Source organism: Nocardioides sp. NPDC054178 (genome assembly GCF_055585005.1).
Genome location: NZ_JBVJKY010000009.1, coordinates 273,449 through 290,486 on the forward strand (window position 1 = coordinate 273,449; position 17,038 = coordinate 290,486).

22 protein-coding genes are annotated in these 17,038 nt (G+C 70.1%); 15 read left to right on the plus strand and 7 right to left on the minus strand.

The window, feature by feature from the left end; translation table 11 throughout:
• Positions 1-24 precede the first annotated feature (24 nt).
• Positions 25-219, plus strand: coding sequence for a DUF3046 domain-containing protein (locus ACZ6WN_RS27070; protein WP_465869183.1), 195 nt, complete (start codon positions 25-27; stop codon positions 217-219).
• Positions 216-1,454, plus strand: coding sequence for an MFS transporter (locus ACZ6WN_RS27075; RefSeq protein WP_465869184.1), 1,239 nt, complete (start codon positions 216-218; stop codon positions 1,452-1,454). The genes ACZ6WN_RS27070 and ACZ6WN_RS27075 overlap by 4 nt, the downstream gene beginning before the upstream one ends.
• 51 nt (positions 1,455-1,505) lie before the next feature.
• Here the strand turns inward: ACZ6WN_RS27075 and ACZ6WN_RS27080 are convergent, their stop codons facing one another.
• Together ACZ6WN_RS27080 and ACZ6WN_RS27085 are read right to left on the minus strand one after the other, a co-directional pair.
• Entirely contained in the window at positions 1,506-2,147 is a 642-nt protein-coding gene (locus ACZ6WN_RS27080; protein ID WP_465869186.1) for a DUF305 domain-containing protein, read from the minus strand.
• A 53-nt stretch (positions 2,148-2,200) separates the two neighbouring features.
• A complete protein-coding gene (locus ACZ6WN_RS27085) occupies positions 2,201-2,647 on the minus strand; it encodes a hypothetical protein (protein WP_465869187.1) in 447 nt (148 codons plus the stop codon).
• Between the two features lie 159 nt (positions 2,648-2,806).
• Between ACZ6WN_RS27085 and ACZ6WN_RS27090 the strand changes: the two genes are divergently transcribed.
• The 8 genes from ACZ6WN_RS27090 (at position 2,807) to ACZ6WN_RS27125 (ending at position 8,878) form a co-directional block, all read left to right on the plus strand.
• Positions 2,807-3,520 (plus strand): DUF4396 domain-containing protein, encoded by a 714-nt coding sequence (locus tag ACZ6WN_RS27090; protein WP_465869189.1) that lies wholly within the window; start codon positions 2,807-2,809, stop codon positions 3,518-3,520.
• A gap of 248 nt (positions 3,521-3,768) precedes the next feature.
• The gene (gene recA / locus ACZ6WN_RS27095) at positions 3,769-4,827 is read left to right on the plus strand and encodes a recombinase RecA (protein WP_378685601.1); all 1,059 of its coding nucleotides are present in this window, start codon (positions 3,769-3,771) and stop codon (positions 4,825-4,827) included.
• A gap of 58 nt (positions 4,828-4,885) precedes the next feature.
• Positions 4,886-5,599 (plus strand): regulatory protein RecX, encoded by a 714-nt coding sequence (locus ACZ6WN_RS27100; protein ID WP_465869191.1) that lies wholly within the window; start codon positions 4,886-4,888, stop codon positions 5,597-5,599.
• Positions 5,596-6,096 (plus strand): phosphoribosyltransferase, encoded by a 501-nt coding sequence (locus ACZ6WN_RS27105; RefSeq protein ID WP_465869192.1) that lies wholly within the window; start codon positions 5,596-5,598, stop codon positions 6,094-6,096. The genes ACZ6WN_RS27100 and ACZ6WN_RS27105 overlap by 4 nt, the downstream gene beginning before the upstream one ends.
• A gap of 23 nt (positions 6,097-6,119) precedes the next feature.
• Positions 6,120-6,815 (plus strand): GNAT family N-acetyltransferase, encoded by a 696-nt coding sequence (locus ACZ6WN_RS27110; RefSeq protein WP_465869194.1) that lies wholly within the window; start codon positions 6,120-6,122, stop codon positions 6,813-6,815.
• A 31-nt stretch (positions 6,816-6,846) separates the two neighbouring features.
• Positions 6,847-7,689, plus strand: coding sequence for a PPK2 family polyphosphate kinase (locus ACZ6WN_RS27115; RefSeq protein WP_465869195.1), 843 nt, complete (start codon positions 6,847-6,849; stop codon positions 7,687-7,689).
• Positions 7,686-8,468 carry a HipA family kinase gene (locus tag ACZ6WN_RS27120; RefSeq protein WP_465869196.1) on the plus strand — a complete coding sequence of 261 codons (783 nt, stop codon included), beginning with the start codon at positions 7,686-7,688 and terminating at the stop codon, positions 8,466-8,468. Before ACZ6WN_RS27115 ends, ACZ6WN_RS27120 begins: the two co-directional genes overlap by 4 nt.
• Entirely contained in the window at positions 8,468-8,878 is a 411-nt protein-coding gene (locus ACZ6WN_RS27125) for a DUF3037 domain-containing protein (protein ID WP_465869197.1), read from the plus strand. The genes ACZ6WN_RS27120 and ACZ6WN_RS27125 overlap by 1 nt, the downstream gene beginning before the upstream one ends.
• Positions 8,879-8,990: 112 nt before the next feature.
• Here ACZ6WN_RS27125 and ACZ6WN_RS27130 read toward each other — a convergent pair whose 3' ends face one another.
• From ACZ6WN_RS27130 to ACZ6WN_RS27145, 4 genes are read right to left on the minus strand one after another with little or no spacing between them, the layout of a single operon-like run.
• Positions 8,991-9,734 carry a sirohydrochlorin chelatase gene (locus ACZ6WN_RS27130; protein ID WP_465869199.1) on the minus strand — a complete coding sequence of 248 codons (744 nt, stop codon included), beginning with the start codon at positions 9,732-9,734 and terminating at the stop codon, positions 8,991-8,993.
• A 47-nt stretch (positions 9,735-9,781) separates the two neighbouring features.
• A complete protein-coding gene (locus ACZ6WN_RS27135; protein ID WP_465869200.1) occupies positions 9,782-10,525 on the minus strand; it encodes a phosphoadenylyl-sulfate reductase in 744 nt (247 codons plus the stop codon).
• Complete coding sequence (locus ACZ6WN_RS27140; protein WP_465869201.1) at positions 10,522-10,722, minus strand: hypothetical protein; 201 nt, start codon at positions 10,720-10,722, stop codon at positions 10,522-10,524. Before ACZ6WN_RS27140 ends, ACZ6WN_RS27135 begins: the two co-directional genes overlap by 4 nt.
• The gene (locus ACZ6WN_RS27145) at positions 10,719-12,443 is read right to left on the minus strand and encodes a nitrite/sulfite reductase (RefSeq protein WP_465869202.1); all 1,725 of its coding nucleotides are present in this window, start codon (positions 12,441-12,443) and stop codon (positions 10,719-10,721) included. The genes ACZ6WN_RS27140 and ACZ6WN_RS27145 overlap by 4 nt, the downstream gene beginning before the upstream one ends.
• A gap of 465 nt (positions 12,444-12,908) precedes the next feature.
• Here ACZ6WN_RS27145 and ACZ6WN_RS27150 point away from each other — a divergent pair, with 465 nt between their 5' ends.
• The 5 genes from ACZ6WN_RS27150 to ACZ6WN_RS27170 are packed head-to-tail and all read left to right on the plus strand — an operon-like array spanning position 12,909 to position 16,297.
• Positions 12,909-14,366: a glycine hydroxymethyltransferase gene (locus ACZ6WN_RS27150; protein ID WP_465869203.1), complete on the plus strand. Its 1,458-nt coding sequence runs from the start codon at positions 12,909-12,911 to the stop codon at positions 14,364-14,366.
• Positions 14,367-14,370: 4 nt separating this feature from the next.
• Complete coding sequence (locus ACZ6WN_RS27155; protein ID WP_465869204.1) at positions 14,371-14,907, plus strand: GNAT family N-acetyltransferase; 537 nt, start codon at positions 14,371-14,373, stop codon at positions 14,905-14,907.
• A 5-nt stretch (positions 14,908-14,912) separates the two neighbouring features.
• Positions 14,913-15,683, plus strand: a complete 771-nt coding sequence (locus ACZ6WN_RS27160; protein ID WP_465869205.1) for a nucleotidyltransferase domain-containing protein — start codon at positions 14,913-14,915, stop codon at positions 15,681-15,683.
• Between the two features lie 9 nt (positions 15,684-15,692).
• A complete protein-coding gene (locus ACZ6WN_RS27165; RefSeq protein ID WP_465869207.1) occupies positions 15,693-15,986 on the plus strand; it encodes a hypothetical protein in 294 nt (97 codons plus the stop codon).
• A complete protein-coding gene (locus ACZ6WN_RS27170) occupies positions 15,983-16,297 on the plus strand; it encodes a hypothetical protein (protein ID WP_465869209.1) in 315 nt (104 codons plus the stop codon). The genes ACZ6WN_RS27165 and ACZ6WN_RS27170 overlap by 4 nt, the downstream gene beginning before the upstream one ends.
• On the opposite strand, the gene ACZ6WN_RS27175 is transcribed toward ACZ6WN_RS27170, so the two are convergent.
• A complete protein-coding gene (locus ACZ6WN_RS27175; protein ID WP_465869211.1) occupies positions 16,267-17,010 on the minus strand; it encodes a class I SAM-dependent DNA methyltransferase in 744 nt (247 codons plus the stop codon). The two genes, ACZ6WN_RS27170 and ACZ6WN_RS27175, sit on opposite strands and share 31 nt — an antisense overlap.
• Between the last annotated feature and the right edge of the window lie 28 nt (positions 17,011-17,038).

Genomic DNA, 17,038 nt, shown 5'->3' on the forward strand with positions numbered 1-17,038 from the left:
CTCCGCTGAGTAGCATTCGGGTCGATGAGACACACGGAGTTCTGGTCCCGGATGGATGAGGCGCTCGGCGCGGGCTACGCACGAGCGTGGGCACGTCAGTTCGTCATGGGTGACCTGGGCGGGCGCACCGCCCAGGAGGCGCTCGACGACGGGATTCCGCCCAAGGAGGTCTGGGCCGCGGTCTGGAAGGCCCTGGAGCTGCCACCGCGTGAGCGGTGACGCTGGTCGCTCCGGCCTCGGTCGTCGCGGTCCAGAAGCGCACCATCCGCACGCTGGTCGCGACCCAGGCGGTCGGGGCGATGGGCATCACGATCGGCATCGCGACCGCCTCGCTGCTGGCGCGCGACCTGTCCGGCTCGGAGTCGATGGCCGGTCTCTCCCAGACGACCCAGGTGCTCGGCGCCGCCGTCGCTGCGTACGTCCTGGGGCGGGTGATGGACGTGCGTGGGCGCCGGTTCGGGCTGGTGGCGGGCTACCTGCTCGGGGCGGCCGGCGGGCTGCTGGCGGTGCTGGCCGGCGTGGTCGGTTCGATGGCGCTGCTGCTGGTCGGCGCGGTGCTGCTGGGGGCGACCACTGCGGCCAACAACGGTGCTCGCTACGCGGCCACCGACCTGGCGCCGGCCCGGAGCCGGGCGCGGGCGCTGTCGGTGGTGGTCTGGGCGACGACGTTCGGTGCGGTGATCGGCCCCAACCTGACCGGCGTCGCGGAGATCTTCTCCGAGGCCGTCGGGATCCCGGTCCTCACCGGCCCGTTCGCGCTCGGGGCCATGGGGATGCTGGCCGCCGCGCTGGTGGTCGGCGTCTTCCTGCGACCTGACCCGCTCCTGGTCGCCCGGGAGGGCGCACCGGCCACGGAAAAGGCGTCGGGCACGAGCTGGCGGCGGGCGCTGGCCGTGATCCGGGAGCGCCCCGCGCTGGCGGCGGCGGTCGTGGGCCAGGCCGCGGCCCACGCCACGATGGTGGCGGTGATGGTGATGACGCCCCTCCACATGGAGCACGGTGGTGCGGGCCTGGAGATCATCGGGCTGGTGATCAGCGGGCACGTCCTGGGCATGTTCGCCTTCGCCCCGGTCGCCGGCTGGCTCGCCGACCGGGTCGGCCGGGCCGACGTGATGGCGCTCGGCGGCGGGGTGCTCCTGGTGTCCCTGGTCCTGTGCGCCGCGGCGCCGCAGGGCAGCTCTGGGCGGATCTTCGTCGGGCTCTTCCTGCTCGGCCTCGGCTGGTCGCTGGCCACGATCGCGGCAGCCACCTCGGTCGCGGACCACACCCCGCTCGAGGTGCGTGCCGACGTCCAGGGCACCGCCGACCTGATCATGGGCGTCGCCGCTGCCGCCGCGGGGGCGGTCTCGGGGGTCGTCGTCGACCTGGCCGGATATCCGGCGCTCGCGCTCGGCACGATCCTGCTGGTCGTGGTGCTGTTCGGGGCTGCGTACGTGGCCCGTCGGTCGGCCTGAGGAGCCCACCGGTGGGCAGGGCCGCTGGGCGGCCCTGCCCGTGAGGCGTCCTCAGCCGAGGAGCTTCTCCATCGTCTCGATCTCGGTCGACTGCGACTCGATGATCGTCCCGGCCAGGTCGACGGCGGGCTTGAACCGGCCCTCGTCCTGCTCGGTCTCGGACATCTCGACCGCGCCCTCGTGGTGCTCGATCATCATCTCCAGCCACAGGTCGCTGAACTCGGCGTCGGAGGCCTTCTCGAGGGCATCCATGTCCTCGGCCGACATCATCCCGGGCATGTCGTGCTCCATGCCCTCCATCGAGTCGGACATGCTGCCGTCCTCGTCACCGTGGCCCTCGTGGCCGCCGTTGACGTGGTCGCGCATCGTCGAGGGGACCTCCTCGCCCCACTCCTGGAGCCAGCCGGACATGGTCTCGATCTCCGGGCTCTGGGCCGCCCGGATCGCGTCGGCCAGCTCCTGGACCTCGGGCTCGAGGTCGCGGTCCATGGTCAGGTCGACCATCGACATCGCCTGGGCGTGGTGCTGGATCATGTCGGTCGCGAAGGCGACGTCGGCCTTGTTGTGCTCGGTCTCCGAGAGCTCCTGGGGCTTCGCGGACTCGTCGCCGCCGCCACAGGCGGACAGCGTCAGCAGCAGGGCCAGGCCGGCCGCCGCCCAGGTCGTGCGAATCAGGGGGTGGTGCGTACGCATCTGTTGTTTCTCCTTGTCACGTGCTGTTTTCGGGGTCCATGGAAGAGGACCGCTCAGCACCTGATGACGGAGAACGCCCACTCCGGCGGCGGGCCGGTCGCGGGATGCGTGCGGAAGGGTGTGGACCCGGTGGCCCGGGACCGGAGGTGGGAGTGGGCGAACCACCAGGCAGGCGTACGCCGCCACAGCGCGCTCAGCAGCAGCGCACCCGCCGCGATCAGGAACGCGGCGCACAGCATCATCGCCGTGCGTCCCTCACCGCCGGGGTGTCCGGGGTGTCCGGCGTCGTCGGCTGTGTCGTCGTCGGTGTAGTCGGCGGTGTCGTGGGCTGCGTGGTCGAGGGCGTGGGTGTGCCCCACGTGGGCGGCGGGCAGGCTCATGGTGCCGTGCTCGCCGTCGGTGCCGGTGCCGTGGAGGCTCAGCGCATGCATGGCCAGCAGGCCGGCAACCGTGACGATCGCCGCGGTCAGCAGACCGGCGCGCACGAGCGCCCGGGTCATCCGCCTGCGTCGCGCCGCCGTCCACACACAGCACACCTTAGGGAGTCGCTCACGGTTCGACAAAGCGGGCCATCGACCTGATATCTCTTGCGGTCGTATACCCCCATGGGGTATGAATTGAGGAGTAGGAACACCGATCGGATCGAGCAAGGGAGCGACATGACGTCGCATGACGAGCACGTGCACGCCGGACACGACCACGCCGGGCATCAGCACTCGATGCACGAGGGTCACCAGGGTCACGGCGACCACTCCGGGCATTCCGGGCACGGCGGGGTGAACGCGATGGCCGCCAGCGCCACGCTGCACTGCCTCACCGGGTGTGCGATCGGCGAGATCGCCGGGCTGATGATCGGCACCGCGGTCGGCCTCAGCACGGGGTGGACGATCGTCCTGGCCGTCACGCTGGCGTTCGTGTTCGGCTACGCCCTCTCGACCCTGCCGCTGCTCAAGTCGGGTGTGGCGCTCGGTGCGGCGCTGAGCGTCGTGCTCGCCGCCGACACCCTCTCGATCGCGACGATGGAGCTGGTCGACAACCTGGTCATGGCGCTCATCCCCGGGGCCATGGACGCCGGGCTGGTCAACGTCGTGTTCTGGGTCGGGATGATGATTGCCCTCGCGGTCGCCTTCGTGGCGGCGTTCCCGGTCAACCGCTACCTGCTCCAGCGGGGCAAGGGACATGCGCTCACGCACCAGTACCACGGCGCGGAGCCGGTCCAGGAGGGCGTACGCCGCTTCATTCCTGCCTTCTCCAGCGGTGCTCTGGCGGCGGTGATCATCGCCTTCATGCTCGGTGGCCTGTCGGTCGCCATCGCTGACGAGATCGGCGGCGGCCCGGACGCGGCCGAGCAGGTGGAGATGCAGGGTCACTGAGGATCCGGCGACCTCGACACGCCCGAACAGGTGTTCACATCGAACGCTTGTTCGGGCTAGTGTGTGGTAGTAGGTGGAGCGTGGTTCGTGCTATCGCCCAGGCAAAAACCGGGTCGTGAAACACCGTGCCAGAGGGTCCCGTTCAAAACTGTCGGTGGTCCCGTCTAGCGTCTGCCTTGATGACGACGAAGACACGTGGACAAGCGGCAGGCAAGGGGAAGAAGTCTGCCCCTCAGGAAGGAAAGAACATGGCGGCAGGTGATCGCGAGAAGGCATTGGACGCCGCTCTCGCCAACATCGAGAGGCAGTTCGGCAAGGGCTCGGTCATGCGGCTGGGCGATGAGACCCGGGCTCCGCTGGAGGTGATCCCGACCGGCTCGATCGCGCTCGACGTGGCGCTGGGCCTGGGCGGTCTGCCCCGCGGGCGGGTCGTGGAGATCTACGGTCCGGAGTCCTCGGGTAAGACGACGGTCGCCCTCCACTCGGTCGCCAGCGCGCAGCGCGCCGGTGGCATCGTGGCCTTCATCGACGCGGAGCACGCGCTCGACCCGGAATACGCGAAGAACCTCGGTGTCGACACCGACGCCCTGCTGGTCTCCCAGCCCGACTCGGGTGAGCAGGCCCTGGAGATCGCCGACATGCTGATCCGCTCGGGTGCGCTCGACCTGATCGTCATCGACTCCGTCGCGGCGCTGGTGCCCCGGGCCGAGATCGAGGGCGAGATGGGCGACAGCCACGTCGGCCTCCAGGCTCGACTGATGAGCCAGGCGCTGCGGAAGATGACCGGTGCGCTCAACAACTCCGGCACCACCGCGATCTTCATCAACCAGCTGCGCGAGAAGATCGGCGTGATGTTCGGCTCGCCCGAGACCACGACCGGTGGTCGCGCGCTGAAGTTCTACTCCTCGGTGCGCCTCGACGTGCGCCGGATCGAGACGCTCAAGGACGGCACCGACATGGTCGGCAACCGCACCCGCGTCAAGGTCGTGAAGAACAAGGTGGCCCCGCCGTTCAAGCAGGCGGAGTTCGACATCATGTACGGGAAGGGCATCTCCCGCGAGGGTGGCCTGATCGACGTCGGTGTCGAGGCTGGCCTGGTCCGCAAGGCCGGCGCTTGGTACACCTACGAGGGCGACCAGCTCGGTCAGGGCAAGGAGAACTCCCGCAACTTCCTCAAGGACAACCCGGATCTGGCCAACGAGCTGGAGAAGCGGATCCTGGAGAAGCTCGGGGTGGTGCCGACGGTCGACGCCCCGGCCGACGGCGAGGCGCCCGTCGCCGAGCCTGCCGGCGTCGAGGACTTCTAGACCAGTCTGACCAGTGGCTTCGTCGAAGCGTGACCGCTCGTCCACCCAGGATCCCTGGGTGGACGAGCGACCCGCGCCCGACTGGCTGGGGGACGTTTCCCTCGGCGTCGAAGCCTGGGCCGGCAAGACCCCGCTGGTCGAGCCCTCGCCCCCGTCGGTCGAGCCGTCGTCGCGACGAAGGAGCGACGGCGTGTCGAGGCCAACACGGTCCCGTTCGCGCAACCCCCGCCCAGCAGACCCAGCAGACCCCAAGAACGATCCCGAGCCCGACCACGAGGCGATCGCCCGCAAGATCCTTCTCGACGCCCTGACCGGCCAGGCGCGCAGCCGCAAGGAGCTCGCCGACAAGCTGGAGAAGAAGGAGGTTCCGGCGGCCCTCGCGACCCAGCTGCTGGACCGCTTCGAAGAGGTCGGCCTGATCGATGACGAGGCCTTCGCCAGAGCCTGGATCGCCAGCCGACAGCCCGGAAAGGGCCTGGCCCGACGCGCCCTGGCCCAAGAGCTGCGCCGCAAGGGCATCGACGACGACGTGGCCCGTGACGCGCTCGACGAGATCGATCCGGACGACGAGCGTGAGGCCGGCCGGCGGATGGTCCGGCGCAAGCTGCGCTCCCTGGAGCGCTTCGACGACCAGACCAAGACCCGGCGTCTGGTCGCGATGCTCGCCCGCAAGGGATACGGCGCCGGTGTGGCCTACGGCATCGTCCGCGAGGAGCTCGCTCTGGCCGATGACGATGGTGGCGACGGTCTCGTGTCAGAATCCGATCTGTGAGTGAGCAGCAAGAGCGCGAGATCCTGACCTACGACCTCTTCGGCACCGCAGTGCGCGAAATCGCCCAGAAGGTCGTCGACAGCGGCTACGAGCCCGACATCGTGCTCTCCATCGCCCGCGGCGGCCTGGCCCTCGGGATGGGCCTGGGCTACGCCCTCGACGTGAAGAACCTGTCCGCGGTCAACGTGGAGTTCTACACCGGCATCAACGAGCGTCTCGACGTCCCGATCATGCTCCCGCCGACCCCCGCCGCCGTCGACCTGACCGGGATGAAGGTGCTCATCGCCGACGACGTCGCCGACACGGGCAAGACCCTGGAGATCGTCCACGACTTCTGCGAGGGCCACGTGGCCGAGGCCCGCACGGCGGTGATCTTCGAGAAGCCGTGGACGGTGATCAACGCCGACTACGTCTACAAGAAGACCGACCGCTGGATCGACTTCCCGTGGTCCTCCCAGCCGCCGCTCGTCGACCGCCGTGGCGGCCAGGCCCACTGACTCCTCACGGCTAGCCTGGGTGCATGTTCACGCCGGTCGCCGTCCACACCGGGACCCACCGTCTCGGCGGCGTGACGCGCCCGGGGGAGAGCTGGGCATCGGCGGCGACGAGGATCGCCGGGCGGCCTGCGTACGCCGTGGACCTCTCCGGTGAGGTGAAGGAGTTCTCCTCCGACCCGATGCCGGTGGTGGCGCTGCGGCCGATGACCCGCGGCGACCTGCCCCACCTGATCCGCTGGCTCAACGCCGAGCACGTTCACCGCTGGTACGCCGTCGACGGCGAGCCGACGCCCGAGTGGGTGAGGGAGAACTACGGGCCCGACATCGACGGCAAGACCACCGTGACGTTCTGGGTGATCGAGGTCAACGGGCGCTCGGTCGGCTTCTGCCAGGACTACCGGATCAGCGACGAGCCCGACTACGCGCTGCTCACCCCCGACCCGGACGCGATCGGCTTCGACTACGCGATCGGGGAGCCGGCCTTCGTGGGCCGGGGGATCGGGCCGCGGATGGCCTGGGTCTGGCTGACCTCGATCCCGCGCCGCTACCCCGGCGCGACGGCCTGTTTCGCGGCCCCCGACCACCGCAACGCCGCCTCGCTGCGGATGCTGGCCAAGGTCGGGTTCGAGCAGGGCACCTGGTTTGACGAGCCCCAGCCCGATGGCTCGACGACCACGATGGTCGGCTGCTCGCTCGATCTTCGTCGCGTACTCGGCTGACGTCACGCCCGGCGGCACCTATGGTCAGGACATGAGCCTTCTTGAGGAGCTGCGGCTGCCGACCGGAGCGGTGGACCTGCGGAAGTACGACACCAACTCCGCGCCGGGCGTCGGCGCCGACAAGGAGACCGGCAAGCAGGTGCTCGCCGAGCTCGGCCCGACGCTGCTCGAGCTGCAGACCAAGCTGTTCGCCTCCAAGGAGAGCGACGACCCCCGGCGGGTGCTGCTCGTCCTGCAGGGGATGGACACCTCCGGCAAGGGTGGCGTGCTCAAGCACACCGTCGGGCTGGTCGACCCCGTCGGCGTGAAGATCACCAGCTTCAAGGCACCGACGGAGGAGGAGCGGGCCCAGGACTTCCTGTGGCGGATCGAGAAGGCGGTGCCCGAACCCGGCTACCTGGGAGTCTTCGACCGTTCCCACTACGAGGACGTGCTGATCGGCCGCGTCCGCGGGCTTGCCGCCCCCGAGGAGATCGAACGGCGCTACGCCGCCATCAACGACTTCGAGAAGCGGCTCGCCGACGACCGCACCGTCATCCTCAAGTGCATGCTGCACATCTCGCCCAAGGAGCAGAAGAAGCGGCTCCTGGCCCGCCTCGAAGACCCGACCAAGCACTGGAAGTACAGCCCCGGCGACATCGACGAGCGTCAGCTGTGGCACGACTACCAGAGGGCGTACGAGATTGCGCTGGAGCGGACCAACACCGAGTACGCTCCGTGGTACCTCGTGCCGAGCGACAAGAAGTGGTATCGCAACCTGGCCATCGGCGAGCTGCTCCTGGAGACCCTGGACCGGCTCGATCTGGGCTGGCCCGCGCCTCGCTTCGACATCGCCGAGGAGAAGAGACGACTGAAAGAGGACACCATCTCGTGAGTCTGGAGACGGTGCGGGTGACGCGGTATGTGACCCCGCTCCGGGAAGGCGGCAGCCTGCCCGGGATCGTGGAGGCCGATGACCTCGGCACGTACGTCTGCAAGTTCCGTGGCGCCGGGCAGGGGCTGCGGGTGCTGGTCGCGGAGGTGATCGTCACCGGTCTGTGCCGGGCGCTCGACATCCCGACGCCCGACCAGGTCGTGCTCGATCTCGATCCCGAGATCGCCCGCTACGAGGCCGACGAGGAGGTCCAGGACCTCCTCAACGTCAGTGCCGGCCTCAACCTCGGCATCGACTTCCTGGCGGGTGCGTTCGGCTACGACGCCGCCTACCAGCCCGACCCGTCGCTGGCCGGGCGGATCCTGTGGCTGGACGCGCTGATCGCCAACGTCGACCGCTCCTGGCGCAATCCCAACATGCTGCTGTGGAACGGCGCGCTCTACGTCATCGACCACGGCGCCTCGCTCTACTTCCACCACGTCTGGCCCGGCGGAGGCGGCGACCCGGCGCGCTACGCCGCGCAGCCGTTCGACACCTCCGAGCACGTCCTGCGGGCCTACGCGGACGAGGCGCTCGCCCAGAACGACGACCTCGCGACGCGGCTCGACGACGCGGTGCTGGAGAAGGTGCTCGCCGACGTACCCGACGAGTGGCTCGAGCCCGTCCCCGGCTACGACACCCCGGAGTCGCTGCGTGAGCGCTACGTCGCGTTCCTGAGGGCCCGCCTCGACGGCGGCCGCCCGTGGCTGCCGGTGGCCGAGCCGGCCCAGGAGGCGTGATGGACGCCTACCAGTACGTCGTGCTCCGCTGTGTACCCCGCCCCGAGCGCGAGGAGTTCCTCAACGTCGGCGTCGTCCTGCACTGCCCCGAGCAGAAGTTCCTCGCCGCTCGGTGGGCGCTCGACGAGCAGCGCCTCGCCGCCTTCGCCCCCGGCCTCGACCACTCGCTCGTGCGGGCGGCCCTGGAGTCGGTGGACCTGATCTGTGCCGGCGCCGCCCACGCCGGCTTCGGCGCGGGCGTGCGCGCCACGGCGTACGGCATCCGGGCGCTCTCCCACAACGAGTCGGCCCGCTTCGGCCTCCTCAAGGCCCCGAAGTCCACGGTCCTGCAGCCCGGCCCCGTCCACGGTGGCGTCACGGCCGACGCCGCCGCCGAGCTCGACCGCATCTTCACCCACCAGATCACCTGAGAGCGCGCCGAGTCGGCTCGTCCTGACCAAAAACCCCGCCGAGTCGGCTCGTCATGACGAGCCGACTCGGCGGGGGTTGATGTCAAGATGCGCCGACTCGGCGCGGGGTGGGTCAGACCGGGACGAGCTCGACGGCGCCGACGGCGTAGCGGGCCAGGATGGTGCGGGCCACCTCGGGGTGGGCGCCCATCGGGTCGCTGACCGCGACGGCGCCGGCCTCGAGGGCGAGCTCCTTGGCGCGGTCGGGCAGCTGCCCGGGGGCCAGGAAGAGCATGCCGACGGCGATGTGGCGGCGGCCCTCGGCGCGGAAGGCACGGACGGCCTCGCCGGTGGCCGGCGGAGCAGCCGAGGCGTACGCGGCCACGACCGGCAGCTTGTGGTGGGCTCCCCAGATCCGGGCCAGGCGGGCCACCGACTGGTTGGCCAGCGAGTCCGAGGAGCCGGCGGCGGCCAGGACCAGGGCGTCGAGCTCGCGCACCCGGGCCGACTTCAGCGACTCCCGCAGGCGCTCGTCGAGCACCTGCAGGAAGACGCTCTCGAGGCCGAGGATCGCGCTGGTGTGGATGCGCAGGCCGGAGTGGCGCGCGGTGGCCTCGGCGATGACTGAGGGTACGTCGACCCGGGCGTGGAACGCCTCGGTCAGCAGCAACGGCACGACGACGATCTCGTCGTGGCCGGCCTTGACCAGCTTGTCGATGACGGCCTGGAAACGCGGCCGGGAGTGGTCGAGGAAGGCGGCTTCGATGCGGAGGTCGGGGCGCAGGGCGCGTACCTCGGCAATGAGCGCGTTGATGGTTGCGGCGGACTGCGGATCGCGGCTGCCGTGAGCCAGGGCTACCAGAGCGGGAGCTGCCATTGTCTTCATCCTTCGGGTGTTGCGGGGAAAGGTCGGAAAGTCTGTGGTCAGGCGTGGATGCCGCACTCGGTCTTGCCGGTGCCGGCCCATCGCCCGCTGCGCGGGTCCTCGCCGGGGGCGACCCGGCGGGTGCACGGCGCGCAGCCGATCGAGGGATACCCGTCATAGACGAGCGGGTTCACGAGCACTCCGTTGTCCTCGATATATCGCTCGACCTGCTCGTCGGACCATCGCGCCATCGGCGAGACCTTGACCTTCTGGCGCTTGGCGTCCCAGCCGATGACCGGGGCGATGACCCGGTTCTTCGTCTCCGCGCGCCGCAGGCCGGTGGCCCAGGCGTCGTAGGAGGCGAGCGAGTCGGCCAGCGGCTTGACCTTGCGCAGCGCGCAGCACAGGTCGGGGTCGGTGCGGTAGAGGTCCTTGCCGTACTCCGCGTCCTGCTCCGCGACGGTCTGCACCGGCGTGATCGTGAGGAGGTTGACCGGCATCGTCGCCTCGACGGCGTCGCGGGTGCCGATCGTCTCGATGAAGTGGTAGCCGGTGTCGAGGAAGACCACGTCGATCCCGGGGACGACCTTGGAGGCGAGGTGGGCCAGGACCGCGTCACCCATCGAGGAGGTGATCGCGAACCGCTCACCGAACGTGGCGGCGGCCCACTCGATGATCGTCTCGGCCGGGGCGAGCTCGAGCTCCGCACCCCAGTGGGAGACGATCTCGCGCAGCTCCTCGGGCGTACGTCCCTCGGTGTCCACCGCGCGGTTGGCGCGGGCGGCTGCAGTGCTGATGCTCATGCGTGCGCCTCCTTCGTGACGTTCCGAGAGATTTCAGGACGAGAGTTGTCAGGCCGGGAGATCTGGCCCAGCGACTTCAGCTGGAAGGCCCGCAGGCAGGCGCGGCACTCCCAGGACCCGTGCGTGGCCTCGTGCGGCCACAGGTCGGTCTCACCGCAGAACGGGCAGTGGAACGGGGTGCCGGCGCGCTCGCTCATGCGGGCACCTCCGTCAGGGTCTTCTCGCCGCGCAGCAGCACCTCGTCGGCCCGTGCGGTCCAGGCCGCGAACGTCTCGCCCTCGGTCCGGTCGGCCAGGTAGTTGACCACCAGGGCGGAGATGTAGTCGTCGAGCCCGGCCGAGGTGACCTTGTGCGCGCGCAGCTTGCGCCCGAAGTTGGCGGTCAGCCCGGTCGCGCCGCCCAGGTGCACCTGGAAGCCCTCGACCTGGTTGCCGTCCGCGTCGAGGACCAGCTGGCCCTTGAGCCCGATGTCGGCGACCTGGGTCCGGGCGCAGGCGTTGGGGCAGCCGTTGACGTTGACGGTGATCGAGGCGTCGAGCTCGGGGAAGCGCGACTCGAGCGAGGCGATCAGGTCGCGGGCACGGTCCTTGGTGTCCACGATCGCGAGCTTGCAGAACTCGATCCCGGTGCAGGCCATCGTGTTCTGGCGCCAGTTGGAGGGCCGGGCGGAGAACCCGATCGCGTCCAGGTCGGCCACCAGGTCCTCGACGACCGCCGGCTCGACGCCGATCAGCACGATCTTCTGGTACGGCGTGAGCCGAGCACCCTCGACGCCGAACTTCTCCAGGACGCCGGCGAGCTCGACCAGGTGAGTGCCGGAGATGCGTCCGGCGATCGGTGCCAGGCCGACGTACTTCTTGCCGTCCTTCTGGTCGTGGATGCCGACGTGGTCGCGGTGGCCCAGAGGGGACTCGGGGGAGGGGTTGGAGACGAGCTGACGCTCGAGGTACTCGTTCTCGAGGACCTCGCGGAACTTCTCCTTGCCCCAGTCGGCGACCAGGAACTTCAGCCGGGCCCGCGAGCGCAGCCGGCGGTAGCCGTAGTCACGGAAGATGCCCGCCACGCCGGCCCACACGTCGGCGACCTCGTCGATCGGCACCCACACGCCGAGCTTCTCGGCCAGGCGCGGGTTGGTAGAGAGGCCACCGCCGACCCAGACGTCGAAGCCCGGCCCGTGCTCGGGGTGGACGGTGCCGACGAAGGCGATGTCGTTGATCTCGGGCGCCACGTCGTGGGAGGGGTGGCCGGTCAGCGCGGTCTTGAACTTGCGCGGGAAGTTCGAGAAGGCGGGGTCGCCCAGGTAGCGCGACTCGATCTCGCGCAGCGCCGAGGTGCCGTCGATGATCTCGTCGGCGGCGACGCCGGCGACCGGCGAGCCGAGGAACGGCCGCGGGGAGTCGCCGCAGGCCTCGGTCGAGTGCAGCCCGACCTCCTCCAGGCGCGACCAGATCTCCGGGACGTTCTCGATCTCGATCCAGTGGTACTGGATGTTCTCGCGGTCGGTGATGTCGGCGCTGTCCCGGGCGAAGTCGACGCTGATCTGACCCAGCGTGCGCACCGCGGCAGGGGAGAGGAGCTTGCCGTCGGAGCGGACCCGCATCATGAAGTAGCGGTCGTCGAGCTCCTCTTCCTCGAGGATGGCGGTCTTGCCGCCGTCGATCCCGGGCTTGCGCTGGGTGTAGAGCCCGAACCAGCGGAAGCGGCCGCGCATGTCGGCCGGGTCGATCGAGTCGAACCCGCGCTTGGAGTAGGTGTAGAGGATCCGGTCGCGAACGTTGAGCGGGTCGTCGTTCTTCTTCGACTCCTCGTTCTTGTTCAGGGGCTCGGTGTAGCCGAGGGCCCACTGACCCTCACCCTTCTTGGGCCGGGGGATCTCGGTTCGGGTGGCGCGCTTGGCCTGAAACCGGTTGTCGCTCATGTCAGAGAAACCTTTGCGTCGGTCGTGGACGCACGGCGGAGCAGGGACGTGCTCGCGGCGGGCGCCCGGGATGTCTGTCGGGCGGCGGGCCAGCGGCTCGACGCGGGGGGATGCGGAGCGCTGGGCGTCAGTGGCGCCAACAGATCGAGCTGCGGATGCGGCAATAGTCCACGTGGCGTCGAACCACGAGGTGCGCATGTGTTGCAGCAGTGACCATGTCAAGGAGTCTCAGGTAGCGGACGGCCTCCACGCAATCTGGAATCCCGATATATGAGACATCGGTCCGTTATGTGGGACGTTCACGCTTGTTCACGCGGGCGGTGTGGCCGAGGTCACCATCTGGTCACGGTCTCTTAACCGGGTTGAGCAGTCAGTCATTCCCGCGGGCGGTGATAGAGGACGTACGCAACGCACCGGGTGACCACGATGCTGCTCTCGTCCGCGCGGCTGACTAGGCTGTGACCCATGAGCGATCTGTCTGCCCCGGTGAATTCAGGCACTGTGAGTTCTGCCTACAACCAAGCCCTCGAGGTCATCGCCTCCGTGGAGCCCCGCATCGCCGAGGCGACCAAGCAGGAGCTCGCCGACCAGCGGGCCAGCCTCAAGCTGATCGCGAGCGAGAACTACGCGAGCCCCGCCACGCTGATGACGATGGGCACCTGGTTCTCCGACAAGTACGCCGAGGGCACCGTCGGTCACCGCTTCTACGCCGGCTGCCAGAACGTCGACACCGTCGAGTCGATCGCCGCCGAGCACGCCCGCGAGCTCTTCGGCGCCGAGTACGCCTACGTGCAGCCGCACTCCGGCATCGACGCCAACCTGACGGCGTACTGGGCCATCCTCGCCCACCGGGTCGAGGGCCCGTGGCTGGAGAAGATGGCCGTCAAGAACATGAACGAGCTCTCCGAGGCCGACTGGGAGACGCTGCGCGCCGAGCTCGGCAACCAGCGCCTGCTGGGCATGTCGCTCGACGCCGGTGGCCACCTCACCCACGGCTTCCGCCCCAACATCTCCGGCAAGATGTTCCACCAGAACCAGTACGGCACCGACCCCGAGACCGGGCTGCTCGACTACGACGCGCTGCGCGCCAAGGCCAAGGAGTTCCAGCCGCTCATCATCGTGGCCGGCTACTCCGCCTACCCGCGCCGGGTGAACTTCGCCAAGATGCGCGAGATCGCCGACGAGGTCGGCGCCACCCTGATGGTCGACATGGCCCACTTCGCCGGCCTCGTCGCCGGCAAGGTGTTCCAGGGCGAGGAGAACCCGGTTCCCTACGCCGACGTCGTCACGAGCACCTCGCACAAGTCGCTCCGCGGCCCGCGCGGCGGCTTCATCCTGGCCACCGAGGAGTACGCCCCGAGCGTGGACCGCGGCTGCCCGATGGTGCTCGGTGGTCCGCTGAGCCACGTCATGGCCGCGAAGGCCGTCGCGTTCGCCGAGGCGAAGCAGGAGAGCTTCCAGGTCTACGCCCAGGAGGTCGCCGACAACGCCAAGTCGCTCGCCGAGGGCTTCCTCAAGCGCGGCGCCAAGCTCGTCACCGGCGGCACCGACAACCACCTCGTCCTGCTGGACGTGACCAGCTTCGGCCTCACCGGCCGCCAGGCCGAGTCGGCGCTGCTCGACTCCGGCGTGGTCACCAACCGCAACTCGGTCCCGTCCGACCCGAACGGCGCCTGGTACACCTCGGGCATCCGCCTCGGCACCCCGGCGCTGACCACCCGCGGCTTCGGCGCCGACGAGTTCGACCGCGTCGCCGAGCTCATCGTCGACGTGCTCTCGAAGACGACCCCGGGCACCACCAAGGCCGGCGGCCCGTCCAAGGCGTCCTACGCCATCGAGGACTCCGTCGCCGACAACACCAAGGCCGCCGCGGCGGAGCTGCTCGCGAAGTTCCCGCTGTACCCCGGTCTCGACCTCGCCTGATTCCGTGCCCGCACCGAAGCGACCCAGCTCGATCCCCGGCGTCGGGGCCCCTGAGAAGGTGGTCCCGACGGCGGAGGTCCGTGTCGTCGTCGAGGACGAGTGGCCGGCGCTCAAGAAGGTGCGCCTCGCGGCTCTGCAGGACACCCCGCGGGCGTTCTGGGCCTCCTACGAAGAGGTCGTGACCTGGCCCGACGAGCGCTGGCGGCTGTGGGCCGCGTCCGGCGCGGCCTACATCGCCTGGCTCGGCGAGAAGCCCTCGGGGCTCGCTGCCGGGATCATCCACGACGACGAGCACCACCTGATCAACATGTGGCTCGCCCCCGAGGCGCGTGGCCACGGTCTCGCCGAGGGTCTGATCCTGGCCGTCGCCGGCTGGGCGCGTCGCGACGGCGCCTCCGTGCTGACCCTGTGGGTCGTCGACGGCAACGAGTCCGGCCGCCGCCTCTACGAGCGGCTGGGCTTCGAGCTCACCGGCGAGACGCAGCCCTTCCCCGAGGGCGACCCGCGCACGGAGTCCAAGATGGCGCTCCGCCTCACCTGAGCGCGATGGCAGACCCGCGCGAGGGCGTGACCCCCGAGGGTCTGATCGTCACCGGAGCACGCCGTGACCGGGTGCCGCCGGCGTACGAGCCGGTCCTCGAGTACGTCCTGGGGCGGGTCCCGCCGCAGGTGCCGGTCCACGTCTACGGCTCGGTGGCCAACGGCACGGCCACCGAGCCGACCTCCGACGTCGATCTGTTGACGATCGGCCTTCCGGCCGCGGAGGCCGCCGCGCTCGCTGCCGAGGCGTCGGCGGCGTTCGCCGAGCTCTGCCGCGGCGTCGAGATCGCCGCGGTCTCCTCGGACGACTGCCTCGGCGAGGGCGACGAGGCCTACGGCAACCGGGTCTTCCTGCGCCACTACTGCGCCCATCTCGCCGGCCCCGACCCGGGCGCCGACCTGCCCGGGTTCCCGGCGGACGCTCGTGCCGCCCGCGGCTTCAACGGCGACATCGAGCGTTCGCTGCGCAGGTGGCGCGCCGGCCTCGGTCGCGTGGACCCGAGCGACCTCTCCCGACGGATCGCGCGCAAGTCGCTTCTCGCCGTGGCCGGTCTGGTCAGCGTCCACGACGGCACCTGGACCACCGACCGGCAGGCGGCGCTCGCCCGCTGGCGCGAGCTCGAACCGGCCCGGGCTCCCGAGCTGGCCAGGCTCCGGGACCTGTGCGACAGCGGTGGCGCGTCCGCCGAGGAGACCAGGGCGCTCCTCGCCACCGGTGGCGTGATCGAGTCCATCGCCGCCCGCTTCGCGGCGGAGATCGGGCTGTGGCGCGAATAGACTCGCGCCGTGACGAGTGATGAGGTCGAGGTCAGTGCCCTGGCGATCAACGTCGCCGTCCCCGAGGCCCTGCAGTGGACGGACACCCGCCGCGACGTGGTCTTCCGGCTCAGCACCCTCAACGTACGTCTCCTGCCCGACGGGCGCCTCGCGGCCAAGGCCTACGGCCGTCCGGTCGAGGGCGGCCGCAGCGCCTACACCTCGTTCCCGGTCCCGGACCGCCCCGAGCTGGCCGCGCTGATCAGCGAGGCTGCTCAGGTGGCTGCGGAGCGGTGGCGGGCGGCGTACGCTGCGAAGGCATGACTCCGGATCAGGTCGACGCCTATGTGGCGACCCTGGACGGCTGCCGCCTCAAGCCGCGCGGCTGGTACGTCCACGATCGCCTGGTCGCCCGGCACCTCGACGCGACCACGCTGCTCGTCCGGGTCCCGATCGAGCGCCGTGAGGAGCTGGTCGACCGCTGGCCCGACGCCTTCGGGATCCCGCCGAGGATGGAGGCCCACCACAAGATCGAGGCCTACCTCGACCGCGCCGCTCCCGAAGCCGTCCGCGAGGCGATCAGGCTGGCCTGGGAGTTCCAGCGCTACCCCGGCCTGCGCCACACCGACACGTGACTCGTGGACTCACCGGTGAACACGGAGCGGTCCCAGCCGGCGTACCTCGCCTCCGGGGTCATCCCGGCCAGCCGCGCCATCAGGTCGAGCTCGGCGGGCCACACGAACCGGAAGTTGTGCTGCCCGTAGCGAAAGCGGCCGTCGGCCTCCCGGGTGTAGTGGTGTGAGATCGCCTGCTGGGTGACCAGGTCATAGGTGTCGAACCCGAGGTGCGCGGGGGAGACGTCGAACGGGATCGCCGGGCTGCCCGGCGGGAGCCGCCGCAGCCCGGGCACGCCGACCTCGACCAGGAAGCGCCCACCGGGCGCCAGATGGCGAGCGGCGTTGGCGAAGCAGGCGACCTGCTCCTCCTGTGTGCGCAGGTTCCCGATCGTGTTGAAGACCAGATAGACCAACGAGTACGTCCCCACCCCGGGCGCCTCGGCAGAGGCCATGTCGCCGACCACGACCGGGATCTGCTCCGCGGTGACCTTGCGCCGCAGGACGTCGACCATGGGCTGGGACAGCTCGATGCCGGTGACCGGCACACCCAGCTCCCGCAGCGGTACGCCGATCCGGCCCGTCCCGATGGCGAGCTCGAGCGCGCGGCCGTCGCCGGCGAGCCCGGCGAGGAAGCGGGCCACCGGCCCGGTCACCTCGGCGGAGTTGACCCAGTCGTCGGGGTCGTCGTAGCGCTCGGCGTCGTCGCGGGTCCACAGATCGCTGCTCGTCATGGAGGCCGACTCTGCCCGGCGGCACACC

Bases quoted from the DNA above. Each gene is read 5' to 3' on its own strand.
- ACZ6WN_RS27070 (WP_465869183.1), top strand. From the start codon at position 25: ATGAGACACACGGAGTTCTGGTCCCGGATGGATGAGGCGCTCGGCGCG.
- ACZ6WN_RS27080 (WP_465869186.1), bottom strand. From the start codon at position 2,147: ATGCGTACGCACCACCCCCTGATTCGCACGACCTGGGCGGCGGCCGGC.
- ACZ6WN_RS27085 (WP_465869187.1), bottom strand. From the start codon at position 2,647: ATGACCCGGGCGCTCGTGCGCGCCGGTCTGCTGACCGCGGCGATCGTC.
- ACZ6WN_RS27090 (WP_465869189.1), top strand. From the start codon at position 2,807: ATGACGTCGCATGACGAGCACGTGCACGCCGGACACGACCACGCCGGG.
- recA (WP_378685601.1), top strand. From the start codon at position 3,769: ATGGCGGCAGGTGATCGCGAGAAGGCATTGGACGCCGCTCTCGCCAAC.
- ACZ6WN_RS27110 (WP_465869194.1), top strand. From the start codon at position 6,120: ATGTTCACGCCGGTCGCCGTCCACACCGGGACCCACCGTCTCGGCGGC.
- ACZ6WN_RS27115 (WP_465869195.1), top strand. From the start codon at position 6,847: ATGAGCCTTCTTGAGGAGCTGCGGCTGCCGACCGGAGCGGTGGACCTG.
- ACZ6WN_RS27125 (WP_465869197.1), top strand. From the start codon at position 8,468: ATGGACGCCTACCAGTACGTCGTGCTCCGCTGTGTACCCCGCCCCGAG.
- ACZ6WN_RS27130 (WP_465869199.1), bottom strand. From the start codon at position 9,734: ATGGCAGCTCCCGCTCTGGTAGCCCTGGCTCACGGCAGCCGCGATCCG.
- ACZ6WN_RS27135 (WP_465869200.1), bottom strand. From the start codon at position 10,525: ATGAGCATCAGCACTGCAGCCGCCCGCGCCAACCGCGCGGTGGACACC.
- ACZ6WN_RS27140 (WP_465869201.1), bottom strand. From the start codon at position 10,722: ATGAGCGAGCGCGCCGGCACCCCGTTCCACTGCCCGTTCTGCGGTGAG.
- ACZ6WN_RS27145 (WP_465869202.1), bottom strand. From the start codon at position 12,443: ATGAGCGACAACCGGTTTCAGGCCAAGCGCGCCACCCGAACCGAGATC.
- ACZ6WN_RS27150 (WP_465869203.1), top strand. From the start codon at position 12,909: ATGAGCGATCTGTCTGCCCCGGTGAATTCAGGCACTGTGAGTTCTGCC.
- ACZ6WN_RS27160 (WP_465869205.1), top strand. From the start codon at position 14,913: ATGGCAGACCCGCGCGAGGGCGTGACCCCCGAGGGTCTGATCGTCACC.
- ACZ6WN_RS27170 (WP_465869209.1), top strand. From the start codon at position 15,983: ATGACTCCGGATCAGGTCGACGCCTATGTGGCGACCCTGGACGGCTGC.
- ACZ6WN_RS27175 (WP_465869211.1), bottom strand. From the start codon at position 17,010: ATGACGAGCAGCGATCTGTGGACCCGCGACGACGCCGAGCGCTACGAC.